The organism is Thioalkalivibrio sp. AKL6 (genome assembly GCF_000376905.1).
In the GTDB taxonomy this organism is placed as follows: Bacteria; Pseudomonadota; Gammaproteobacteria; order Ectothiorhodospirales; family Ectothiorhodospiraceae; genus Thioalkalivibrio; species Thioalkalivibrio versutus.
Genome location: NZ_AQXS01000007.1, coordinates 316,599 through 327,941, shown reverse-complemented (window position 1 = coordinate 327,941; position 11,343 = coordinate 316,599). Strand labels below are relative to the sequence as shown.

Annotated in this window: 12 protein-coding genes and 1 pseudogene; 1 reads left to right on the top strand and 12 read right to left on the bottom strand. The window is 68.4% G+C overall.

Annotated features, from left to right (window positions below):
• Nucleotides 1-4 precede the first annotated feature (4 nt).
• The 12 genes and pseudogenes from D575_RS0103080 to D575_RS0103025 form a co-directional block, all read right to left on the bottom strand.
• A complete protein-coding gene (locus D575_RS0103080) occupies nt 5-1,225 on the bottom strand; it encodes an ISL3 family transposase (protein WP_018143877.1) in 1,221 nt (406 codons plus the stop codon).
• A gap of 192 nt (nt 1,226-1,417) precedes the next feature.
• Nucleotides 1,418-1,615, bottom strand: a pseudogene (locus D575_RS14445) (hypothetical protein); the annotation flags it as partial.
• Nucleotides 1,616-1,693: 78 nt separating this feature from the next.
• On the bottom strand, nt 1,694-2,080 hold the full coding sequence (locus tag D575_RS0103070) for a type II toxin-antitoxin system PemK/MazF family toxin (RefSeq protein WP_255349312.1): 387 nt from the start codon (nt 2,078-2,080) through the stop codon (nt 1,694-1,696).
• Complete coding sequence (locus D575_RS0103065) at nt 2,074-2,325, bottom strand: AbrB/MazE/SpoVT family DNA-binding domain-containing protein (RefSeq protein ID WP_018144445.1); 252 nt, start codon at nt 2,323-2,325, stop codon at nt 2,074-2,076. The genes D575_RS0103070 and D575_RS0103065 overlap by 7 nt, the downstream gene beginning before the upstream one ends.
• Nucleotides 2,326-2,526: 201 nt before the next feature.
• Entirely contained in the window at nt 2,527-3,378 is an 852-nt protein-coding gene (locus D575_RS0103060) for a hypothetical protein (protein WP_018144444.1), read from the bottom strand.
• Nucleotides 3,344-3,826 carry a hypothetical protein gene (locus D575_RS0103055; protein WP_018144443.1) on the bottom strand — a complete coding sequence of 161 codons (483 nt, stop codon included), beginning with the start codon at nt 3,824-3,826 and terminating at the stop codon, nt 3,344-3,346. The genes D575_RS0103060 and D575_RS0103055 overlap by 35 nt, the downstream gene beginning before the upstream one ends.
• Nucleotides 3,827-4,207: 381 nt before the next feature.
• The gene (locus D575_RS0103050) at nt 4,208-4,705 is read right to left on the bottom strand and encodes a GNAT family N-acetyltransferase (protein WP_018144442.1); all 498 of its coding nucleotides are present in this window, start codon (nt 4,703-4,705) and stop codon (nt 4,208-4,210) included.
• A gap of 369 nt (nt 4,706-5,074) precedes the next feature.
• The gene (locus D575_RS0103045; RefSeq protein ID WP_018144441.1) at nt 5,075-5,665 is read right to left on the bottom strand and encodes a chalcone isomerase family protein; all 591 of its coding nucleotides are present in this window, start codon (nt 5,663-5,665) and stop codon (nt 5,075-5,077) included.
• Nucleotides 5,662-7,002, bottom strand: coding sequence for an MFS transporter (locus tag D575_RS0103040; RefSeq protein ID WP_018144440.1), 1,341 nt, complete (start codon nt 7,000-7,002; stop codon nt 5,662-5,664). Before D575_RS0103040 ends, D575_RS0103045 begins: the two co-directional genes overlap by 4 nt.
• A 1-nt stretch (nt 7,003) precedes the next feature.
• Nucleotides 7,004-8,260, bottom strand: coding sequence for a cyclopropane-fatty-acyl-phospholipid synthase family protein (locus D575_RS0103035; RefSeq protein WP_018144439.1), 1,257 nt, complete (start codon nt 8,258-8,260; stop codon nt 7,004-7,006).
• Nucleotides 8,260-9,030, bottom strand: a complete 771-nt coding sequence (locus tag D575_RS0103030) for a DUF1365 domain-containing protein (protein ID WP_018144438.1) — start codon at nt 9,028-9,030, stop codon at nt 8,260-8,262. Before D575_RS0103030 ends, D575_RS0103035 begins: the two co-directional genes overlap by 1 nt.
• Complete coding sequence (locus tag D575_RS0103025) at nt 9,031-10,404, bottom strand: NAD(P)/FAD-dependent oxidoreductase (protein ID WP_018144437.1); 1,374 nt, start codon at nt 10,402-10,404, stop codon at nt 9,031-9,033.
• A 122-nt stretch (nt 10,405-10,526) separates the two neighbouring features.
• On the opposite strand from D575_RS0103025, the gene D575_RS0103020 reads away from it, so the two are divergent.
• Nucleotides 10,527-11,333: a DUF3429 family protein gene (locus tag D575_RS0103020; protein ID WP_018144436.1), complete on the top strand. Its 807-nt coding sequence runs from the start codon at nt 10,527-10,529 to the stop codon at nt 11,331-11,333.
• Nucleotides 11,334-11,343 lie beyond the last annotated feature (10 nt).

Here is an 11,343-nt window from a genome sequence, read left to right as displayed (position 1 = left end):
TGGTTCATCGAGCATTACCGGGGAAGGCGGCGCGGATTTTGAGGAAGAAGTAGTCCTGGTCGCGGTAGCCATAGGCCCGACGCTTGATGACCTTGATCGTGTTGTTAATGCCCTCGACGACGCTGGTGTTCAGCCGGTGGCGGCAGCGCGAGACGATGCCGGGCAGGTAGGGCTCCAGCAGGCGTGCGAAGCGCTGCAGGGCTTGGATTCCGCTGTCGCGGGCTTGCTGCACCCATTGCCGCCACGCCTGGTACGTCCGCTCGGGGCTGCGCTGGAACCACAGTCGCTTGAGTTCGTCGCGTAAGAGGTAGACCGTCAGTAACGCTTGGTTGGCCTGCAGCAGCTCGTCCAGGCGCACCGCCTGGCCAGCATTCAACGACGTCCTGTTGCGCAACAGCAGCCAGCGGCTGGACTTGATCACGCGTCGGGCCTGTCGGTCGTCGCCCAGGCGCTTCGCCTCATCGACCCGCACCCGGTCGATCACCTCGCGCCCGTACTTGGCCACCACATGGAACAGGTCGTAGACGATCTCGGCCCGGGGGCACTGCGCCCGGATCTCGAGCTCAAAGGCCGTGGTCATGTCGATCGCCACCGCCTCGATGCGCTCGCACACGCCTTCGGGGAGCTGCTCGAAGAAGGCCCGCGCCGTCTCGCGCGAGCGGCCTTCGCCGACCCACAACACCTGGCGCCGGATCGGCTCGATTACCACGGTCGCGTAGCGGTGGCCCTTGTGCAGGGCGAACTCGTCCATCGCCAGATAGCGGATCGATGCCCAGTCCGGCTCCGGCAGCGCCGCCGCCAGGCGATGCCGGTCCACCGTCTTCACGGTGTGCCAGCCCAGGCCATAGAATGCGGCCACGGCCTGGATACTGGCTGAACGCAACAACTGACTGCAGGCATCCGCCAACCGGTTGGTCAGCCGCTGATAGCGCCCCAGCCAGCTCAGACGTTCCAACTGGGGACCGCCGCAGTGCTCGCACCACACCCGGCGACGCGGCACTACCAACACCACCCGATATTCGAACAGGGGAAGATCCCGCACCCGCCGTACCGTCGTCTCGTGCACCTGCCGGGTCCGATGACCGCAGCGCTCGCAGTGCATCCATTGCCGCGTCGGCTTCAGGTGCAACTCCAGCGTGCCGCCGGCCTCCTCCGGCCAAACCGCACGCTCCAGCCGATAGCCTTCCCAGCCCCCCAGCTTCTGCAACGTCTTCTTGTCCAGCATCGCTCTCTCCCGCGTCCTTCCTGGCTCCACGCGAGACTACGATGCCCTTCAGCGCACGAACACCTCCCCGGTATCCTTCGATGAACCTTTTTTATGCGTGACCGGGCCCCGTTGGGGCCTTTTTGCGTTTGGGGGTGTGGCGTTCGGCGCCGGGTACAGTCGAAGCGCAGGGGGGGGGCTATTTTGGGCGGTTTACCGGACGGGATCGACGCGGATTTCGAGGGTGAGGGTGTCGCGGTCGCGGGTGGTGCGGCGGGAGGCGAGGCCGCGTTGCTCGGTGGCGCTCTCGCTGTGGACGCCGCCGAGGGTGTGCCAGGCGCCCGGCTCCAGGGTGAGCTGGGTGTCGACGGCGTCGCGGTCCACGGCGCTACGCGGCAGGGGGCATTCGTGGCGGGGGTAATGGCGACGCGCCCACGGTCGGCCAAGTGAATCCGAAGATAGATCCCGCCCGTCTATGACGAACCTCCGCTAGGCGGGATCGGGGCAGAGTTCGAGGATCTGGTTGAGGACTGCGCAGGCTTCCCGGTAGGTGCCCTGCGGCACTTGTCCGGCTGGATGGGGTGTCGCGTTGCGTTGGCGCCAGTCGAAGGACTTTACCTGGTGGCAGAGGATGTAGCTGGTTCTTGCATCCGGCGTGGTACCCGCCACCACGGCGAAGGGGTTGGTCGCATTGTAGTTGGCGGTGGTCATGGGGAGCCCCAGGACCAGCGAGGTTCGGGCGTTGAATTGGGTCGGCGACAGGACCAGGAAGGGGTGAATATCTCGCATCTCCCGTCCTGCCTGAGGGTTGCAGTCTATCCAGATGACATCACGGCGCCGGGGTACCCAGTCCTTGGGTGCTGCGCGCTTTAGCATCGTTCATTTCCAATCGCGTCCGTGCGCATGACCTCGCCGCCGTGGATATCCGGGTCAAACGCTTCCAGCCGCTCATCGAGCGTCATGGATTGACTGGTTTCCGGACGGATTACGATTTGGTTGCCCTCCACGGACACGATGACGGATTGGTCCGCCTCCAGATGCGCTGCGCGCGCGATGGCCGCTGGAAGGCGAACCCCCAGATTGTTGCCCCAGCGCTTGATGTTCAGTCGTGTCTCGGCCATGGCTCCACCCGCAAGATGTATAGACATTGTTTAAACAACTGTATCACCCCGGTGTGGAAGTGCGCCAGACCGTTGGCCTGCCAGTTGGGTGGTCGATGCCTCGCGGTTGGAGGTGCGTTTCGCGGGGCTCAACGCACCCTACGGGCCGGTGCTACCCCGTAGGATGCCGATGAGCGAAGCGAATCGCATCATGGGGGCTGGCTAGCGGACGGGATCGACGCGGATTTCGAGGGTGAGGGTGTCGCGGTCGCGGGTGGTGCGGCGGGAGGCGAGCCCGCGCTGCTCGGTGGCGCTTTCGCTGTGGACGCCGCCGAGGGTGTGCCAGGTGCCCGGCTCCAGGGTGAGCTGGGTGTCGACGGCGTCGCGGTCCACGGCGCCGCGCGCGAGGGGGCGTTCGTGGAGCTGGGAGATAGCCACGCGCACACGGCCGTCGGGCTGGACCTGGGGGCGTACGCGGAAGCCGCGGGCGGTGTCCTGCAGGAGGGGTTCGACGCCGACGCCGGCGCGGCCGTGGATGATGCGGAAGCCGGCGGTGCGGGTCTCGCCGACGAGGATGATCGCATCGGTGCCTTCGCGCAGGCGCAGGTGCTGGGTCTGGTCGTCGCGGCGCGTGGTGCGCAGGCGCTGGGTGGTGATGCGCCCTTCGGTGCCGTCCGGGCCGCTCTCGAACTCGAAACCGCTGCCGCGTTCGGTTCGCGGGGCGTCGCTGTGGCGGCGCACGGAGATGATGAGGTCCTGGGTCGGGGCGTCAAGTTCGGTGACGACCTCGCGGATCTGCTGGAGGGTGCGGGCATCGGCGCGCACCAGCAGGCGGAAGCCGTCGCCGCGCAGGGTGGCGGTGTCGCCGAACAGGGCCTGGAGCTCGGGCAGCAGGCTGTGGGCCGGACGGTTTTGCAGCGGCAGAACGGCGACCTCGGCATGGGGTTCACGCGCGAGTGCGGCTCCGGGCAGGAGCGTGCCGGCGGTTAATGCGAGGGCGCCCCGTAGCCAGCGGCGCCGATCCACCCTGCGGGGCATGTCAGACGAGGAGGCGGCGGAGCTCGACGGCTTCATCGCTGAGACTCCAGTTGGCCTCGAAATCCTGGGCTGCGCGCTGGGTGCCGGGCCGGTCCTCGACGTCGCCGCGCAGGATGCGGCGTCCGCCGGCCTGGGTGAGCTGCATCCAGCCGCTGTGGTCGGCGATGGCGGTGACGGTGAGCGGGCTTTCCTCCGCGGCCTCCAGCCGGCGCACCGACACGGCGCTGGGTAGACGCTTGATGCTCTCGACCAGGCTTGGGAGTTGTTCCTTCAGGGCGAGATCGTCGTCCACCAGCAGGCGGATATCGGTATGGCGATGGCGGCGCGCGATGCCGGCCAGCTCGGCGCCGAGGTCGGCACCCGCGATCTCGGCCAGGAGCGCGACGCGGGCATGCAGCCAGAGGCGCCGGCGGGTGGCGGCCAGGAGTTCGGCCAGCAGGGCCTCGGCGTCGATCAGGGTCGGGTCGCGTTCGGGGGTGGTCATCGGCGTGTCGCTCGCGTGCTGGGTGCTTCCCTCAGCATAGGCGAGTGCGGGTGTGTTCGCATCTCCGGGTACGGTGGTGGTTTCGTGCGGTTCCGGGAATCACGGAATTCGTTGGTTTCGGGGCGGGCGATTCGCGTGCAGGCACGCTCCCACAGAATGCCTCGTAGGATGCGGATGAGCGTAGCGAATCGCATCGTGGGTGGGGTATGCCCCGTGGTGAGTGGTGCGTTTCGCAGGGCTCAACGCACCCTACGTTTGTGGGCGTTGCGGGGTGAGGGGTGTTGCCGATTCGCGGGCGAGTCGGTCCGCATAATGACCCTTGTAGGATGCCGATGAGCGTAGCGAATCGCATCACGAGGAGCCCGGCCCCGGGGGGGTAGGCTATAGCGGATGCGCGGCCAGGCCGTGGTTGGGACGGCTCCAGGGTTGGCTGGGTCGTGCGATCGGGGAGTGGATGCGGTGGAGCATGCGGCGGTGGGGGATGCCGGCGTCTTCGAAGGTGTCGCTGATGACGAAGAAGTCGTGGCGGGCGTAGAAGCCGATGCGGGTGCTCTGGGCGTTCAGCCAGACCTCGCGCCAGCCGTGGCGGGCAGCGGCCAGGAGGGCACAGTCCAGCAGGCGCGAGCCGATGCCGTGTCCGCGCCAGGGTTCGCACACGGCCATGCGGCCGATCTGGCCGGAGGGCAGCATGCGCAGGGTGCCGACCGGTTCGTCCTCTGGCCCGGTGGCCAGCCAGTGCAGGGCGGCGGCGTCCAGGCCGTCGAACTCCAGTGGTTCGGGCACGCCCTGTTCCTCGACGAAGACCTCGCAGCGAACTTGGGACAGGGCCTCGGCGTCGGCAGGCCAGGTGGCCTCCCGGAAGGCGATGCGGTGTTGCATGGCAATCCTCCGTCGGGACGCCGTGAGGGAGAGCCCCGATCCGTACGCGAGCGGACGGGTGGATGAATGGCTCCCCGGCCTTCCTGGCCCTGGGTCCCGAACGGAAAAGTTTAGTCTACGTTGGGGCATTCTTCCTGTGAGTTAGTTAGCGGATCGTGAGCCTCGCGAACCAATCACTGTGCATGAACCGGAGGTGCCTTTTGTCGTTGTGCGCGCCGCGCGGCCATCCATGGGCGCGTGCGGGTGGCAGGGCGGGGCGATCGCCACGGCGCTTCGCGCCTCGCGATGACCGGTGAACGTTTGGCGCCTGGTTTGAGCCTGCGATGCACTTGCGCGAATGCAACTGCGGGCAACCGGGATGCGACGGATTCAGCGTTGGCCGATCAGGGTGTCGCGGAAGCGGCGGGAAAGGGGTTCTTCCGGGTGCAGCCAGATACCGAAGTAGGCCGTGGCGAAGTCGTGGCCGGGGACCTCGACCAGCGGTGTGCCGTTTTGCAGCAGGCGGGTGCCATGGCCCGGGCGGTATTCCAGGGCGTAGCGGTCGCCCGCCTCCATGTCGCGGTAGGCGGCGTTGAAGGTCTCCAGCCGGTCGGACAGGGCCGCAAGGGTGTCCGGGGTCTGCTGGTCTTCGAGCAGGCGGTTGCCGCTCTTGCGGAAGTCGTCGGCGCTAATGGCGCGCAGGTATTCCAGTTCCAGGCGCTTGGGCACGTCGGCCGTCAGCACATCGTCCGGAGCGACGTCTTCCGGGACGTAGAGCGCGCCGACGTAGACGCGAAAGATGGTGTAGCGATAGAGCCGCCCGGCGCGCAGCGGGACGGTCGTGTCGTCGATCGTGACCGTGTCGGCAAAGCGGACGCCGTCGATCTCGGTCGCGGCGCTGGCGGGTGCGACGGTCAGGAACAGTGCAAGCAGCAGCATGGATGCGAGCAGGGTCCCGCGGCGGGTGGCGTGGCTATTCATGGGGTGGTTCCTCCGGGCTGGGCTGAAGGCGCGGCGCGTTCGCGCGCGTGGATGCGTTCGCGCAGGGCATGCTGGGCGTCGGCGTCGATGGGGAAGCGCCAGATCAGGGCCATCGCCGCGAGCTTGAACAACACCGGCAGGCCGGCGTAGGCCAGCGCCAGCACGAGCAGGGCGGTGGGGCCGTTGTCGCCGTCGGCCGAGAAGCCGGCCAGGCCCAGCAGCGGGAAGCTGATGCCGACGGCCAGGGCCAGGGCCAGCTTGGTGGCCATGCCCCACAGCCCGAAGAACAGTCCGGCGCGTTCGCCGCCGCCGTCGGCGGTGTCCTGGTCGATCACGTCGGCCTGCATCGCGGCCGGCAGCGCCAGGTCCACACCGAGGCTGAGCCCGGTCAATACGGTGATGGCGTAGAACGCGAGCACGTCGCCGGAACCGAGGAACGGAACCCAGATAAAGAAGGTCGAGGCGAGCAGCATCGAAAGCGTCCACACCCGGTGCTTGGGCAGCCGGCGGGCGAGGCGCAGCCACAGGGGCAGCGCGAGGATGCCGGTGGCGAAGTAGACCAGCAGCAGTGGCCCGGCGTGTCCGGGGGCCTCCAGCACGTGGGTGATGAACAGCAGGAACAGGGTGGCCGGGATGGCGTTGGCGGTGCCGTTCAGGACCCAGGCGAGGACCAGGCGGCGGAACGGCTGGTTGGACCGCAGCAGGGTCCAGCCGGCGCGCCAGGGCACCGGCGCCAGGCGCCCCGGGCGCTCCGGTACTCGCCAGAGCAGGACCACGAAGGCGATCGGCAGCAGCACCCACAGCAGGACTGCAAGGGTGGCCAGGGCCGCGCCGGCATCGTCCTGCAGGCCCAGGACCGCGGGGAGCGCGGCGGCCGTTGTGCCCAGGACGACGAAGCCCTCGCGCGTGGCGGTGATGCGCGAGCGCTCGTGGTAGTCACCGGAGAGCTCGGCGCCCCAGGCGGCGTAGGGCAGGGCGACCAGCGTCCAGCCGAGGTAGACCAGGGTGCTGAAGATCAGCAGATACCAGGCGCCGGCATCGGCCGGCGGGCGGAACAGGAAGGGCGCGGCAATCAGCAGCAGCGGGACGCCCGCCAGCATGACCGCGCGCCGCCGCCAGGCGCCGGGGATGCGGTCGGACAGATGGCCGATCAGCGGATCGGTGACGACATCGAGCAGCCGTGCCAGCAGCAGGAAGACGCCCACCAGGGTGACGCCCAGGCCGGTGTGCTCGGCGTAGTGCGCGGGCAGGAAGACATACAGCGGCAGGCCGAGGACGGCCAGGGGCATGCCCAGGCCGCCGTAGGCGAACAGCCGCGGCCAGCGAAGGGTGCTCACCTCATTGGTTCGCGGGGTCGCGGCCCGGCGCGGCGGACTGGACCGGGCTTTGCAGAACCGCCTGCATCAGGTTCACGCGGGCGGTGTCGAAGCCGACCTCGCAATAGGCGAGGTAGTAGCGCCACATGCGCAGGAACGACTGCGAGTAGCCCAGCGCCTCGATCACCGGCTCCGCCTGGCGGACCTCCCGGTGCCAGTGGCGCAACGTGCGCGCGTAGTCTTCGCCGAACAGGGCCTGGTCCTTGACTGCGAGCCCGGCGCGCTCGGCCTCCGCGTTGAAGCGCGGGACCGAGGGCAGCATGCCACCGGGGAAGATGTAGAGCTGGATGAAGTCCGCGTTGCGGCGGTAGTACTCGAAGGCCTCCTCCGCGATGGTGATGACCTGCAGCGCCGCGCGGCCGCCCGGGCGCAGGCAGCTGCGAACCTTGGCGAAGAAGGTCGGCCACCAGTGTTCGCCCACGGCCTCGAACATCTCGATCGAGACCACGTGATCAAAGGTGCCCTGCAGGTCGCGATAGTCCTGCAGACGCAGCTCCACGCGGTCGCTCAGGCCGGCGCGTTCGATGCGGGCGCGGGCATAGTCGAGTTGCTCCTGCGAGAGTGTCACGCCGGTGACGCGGTAGCCACGCTGCGCGGCCATCTCGGCAAAGCCGCCCCAGCCGCAGCCGATCTCGAGGATGTGTGCGCCGGGTTCGGCGTTCAGCTGATCCAGCAGGCGCGTGTACTTCTGCGCCTGGGCCAGTTCCAGGGCCTCGTCGCCGCGGGTGAACAGTGCCGATGAATAGCTCATCGTGCGGTCCAGCCACAGGTTGTAGAAGTCGTTGCCGAGATCGTAGTGGAAGCGAATATTGGCGCGGCTTCCGCGGCGACTGTTGCGGTGCATCCAGTGGCGCATGCGGTCGATGGCACGCTGCCATGTCGGGCGCTCGGCCATCGGCGCCAGGGCCTGCTCGTTGTCGGTGGCGAAGCGCAGCAGCGTCTGCAGGTCGGGGGTGATCCAGTCGCCACTGATGAAGCCTTCGGCGAAGCCGATATCGCCGTGGCGCAGCAGGCGCAGGATGGCCCGCCACGGGCGGCGGAAGTGCCATACCGCCTCGACGCCGGCCTTGCGCCCGCGCACGGTGATGCGGTCGCCGGACGGACCGATCAGGGTGATCTGCCCGGTGTCGATGTCTTTCAGGGCGCGGGCGACCAGGCGCAGGGCCCAGTCGCGCCGGGCCGTGCCTTCCTGCGGGGTGTCGATGTGGTCGAGGGCCATTAGTCGATCTCCTGTGCGGGGGGTGCGGGCCGTGGGTGATAGCGCCCGCCGCGCCACCAGATTCTGAGAGCCTGCCAGTGGATCAGCGGCAGGATCTTGAGCGTCATCCAGGGTTTTTTCAGGAAGGCGGCCAGCAGCGCGCGGTCGCTGAACGGGCGCAGGCGGCCGTGTTGCGAGGCCACCAGCATCAATTCCTGGTCCTGGTATTCGTTAATCGCGATGCGCAGCGATGCGCCGGACTGCAGGCGCGGCGGCGTCAGGGTGAAGGCGTAGCGCGCGTGCATGTCGATGAACGGTGACACGTGGAAGGCCTTGTTCTTTTCCTGGCGCACGGGGAGGGCCATGGGGGCGCCGTTCTCGTGCAGCAGGTAGTGGTGGTGCTCGCCGAAGGTATTGCGTACCTCCAGCAGAATGGCGCGCAGGTCGCCGTCGGCATGCCGGGCGTACCAGACACTGAGAGGGCTGAAGGCGTGTCCGAGGACGCGCGGCATGGTCAGCAGGTGAATCGGGCCACCGGCCAGGTCGATGGCGTGTTCGGCCAGGTGCGCCTCGATCCACGGGCGCCAGGCGCGGCCGTCGCGCGGGCCGTGGTCCCGGGTGCGCAGGCTGAAGAGGTTGAAGCGATTCAGCGAGAACAGACGGCAGCGCCGGGTGGTCTCCGCCAGGCGATCGATATCGAACAGCGCGCTGGTTACCGGGTAGCGAAAGCGATACTGCTGCGGAAAGAACCGCTGGTGCAGCACCGTGCCGTGGACCAGGGCGGCGTCCATTCAGGCGCTCCGGGATTGCGCAGGCGGCGCGTGCGCCGGTGCCGCTACGCCGCCGTGAATGGCGGAGCCCGGTTGGCGGGCGGTCTGCATGGGGGGGTCCGCAGGGCAGGACCAGGGCGGTTCGATGCCCAGCGATCGCCCGATGGAAACGGCCGAGCGCAGCCCGTCCTCGTGGAAGCCGTAGCCCATCCAGGCACCGGCGAAGTACAGGTTGTTCTCGCCCTGGGTGGCCGCGAGGCGCTGACGCGCCTTCTCCGCTGCGGTGTCCATGACCGGGTGTTCCCAGTGCTGTTCGCCGAGCACGGTGTTCGGGTGCGGCTCGCGCCAGGGGTTCAGGCTGATGATGTAGTCCTGGCGCCGTTCCAGGCGATGCAGGCGGTTCATCCAGTAGGAGACCGACACGCTGTCGCGCGCCTGGGTGGAGCGCCCGGAGAGATAGTTCCAGGAGGACCACACGCGGCGCGAGCGGGGCATCAGCGCCGGGTCGGTGTGCAGTACCGCGCGGTTGGGCTGGAAGCGGCAGGCGGCGAGCAGACGCTCGCGCGCCGGGTCGGCCTTGTTCAGCAGCCAGCGCGCGGTGTTGGCGTGGCAGGCGAACACGACCGCGTCGAACCCCGCTGCCTGATCGTGGGTCAGGACCCGCCACCGGTCGGCATCGGGGATCACTGCGCGCACCGGTTGGTGAATCACGCTGCCGGGTTCCAGGCGCTCCGCGAGCCGCTGGACGTACTCGCGGCTGCCGCCGACCACCGTGCGCCACTGCGGGCGATCACGCAGATCCAGCAGGCCGTGGTTGTGGAAGAACTGCAGGAAACTGGCGGCCGGGAACTCGCGGATCTCCTCGGGCGGGCAGGACCAGATCGCGGCCGCCATCGGCAGCAGGTAGTCCTCGGTGAAGCCGCGGCCCAGTCGGTGTCGGGCGAGGAACGCGCCGAGCGTGCCCTCCGGGCTTTCCCCACGCTCGAACAGGCCCTTGCCCAGGCGGTTGAAGCGCAGGATATCGCTCGCCATGCGCAGGAAAGCCGGGCGCACCAGGTTGCGGCGCTGCGCGAACAGGGTGTTCAGATCGGAGCCGGCATACTCGACGCCCGCGGGCTGGCGCGAATAGCCGAAGGACATGTCCGTATCCTGGGTGGGGACGTCGAGTTCCGTGAACAGGCGGGTGAGCAGGGGGTAGTTGCGCTCGTTGTAGACCACGAAGCCGGTATCGATGGCCGTGTGGCCCTGCGGATCGGGTACCTCCACCGTATGGGCATGGCCGCCGAGCTCCGGTTCCGATTCGAACAGTTGGACCTGGTGCCGGGTCTGCAGAATCCAGGCGGCGGACAGGCCGGCGATGCCTCCGCCGATGACGGCGATGCGCGAGCGTTGCATGGTGGTGGATCTCCGGGCCGCAGGGCGATGTACATCTTATACAATAACTGTACAATATTTGTAAATGGTGGCGGTAAAAAGTTCCCCGGCTTCCAATAGGAGGGCGGTTTACCGCGAAACAGGTGCAGCGGGAGACGCGGATCGTGAACACAGACAAGCAGGCGCAAGCGGGCGCACCGGAGTGGCCGGCAGAGGTGCGCGATGCACTGACGACCCACGAGATCGTGGGCATCACCTCCGGGCTGTCGGATTTCCGGGATGCCGAGGCGCTTCTGAAGGCGACGGCCCCGGGGCGCTGGCAGCGGCTGGAGTGGGGCATGGGCTCGGCCCATAACCGCGAGCAGTTCCATGCGTTGCAACAGGCCACCGGCGCCGCGGTGCTGCCGCTGTTTGTGACGCGCGAAGGGGTGATCGGCGGCCTCCCTGAACTGCGCGAGTACCTGGGCCACCGGGCCCTGCAGGCGCGCGGCGAGGGCGCGCGACCGGATACCCCGGCACCTGCGTTGCAGGTGCTCGGGTACGCCGGGCTGCTACCCTTCGCGTTCTTCGGCATCGGGGCCTGGATGGCCCAGCCCGAATGGCAGGTTTTCGCACTGGAGGCCCTGGCGCTCTATGGTGCGGTGATCCTGTCGTTCCTGGGGGCGGTCCACTGGGGAATCTATCTGGCGGATCGGCAGCACCGGGTGGGTCCGCTCTCGGCGCCGGTGTGGGCGGTGGTGCCGTCCGTCCTGGCCTGGCTGGCGGTGCTGCAGCCGCTGCCGCAGGCCTTGATGACGCTGGCCGTGCTGTTTCTTGGGGTGTGGTGGGTGGATCGGCTGAGCCTGCAACGGCGGGCGTTGCCCCGTGGCTATCTCGGTCTGCGCCTGGTGCTGACCGTGGGCGCGATGCTGGCCCTGGCCTCCGGCCTCGCGGTCACCATCGCGGCCTGAGCAGGAAAGA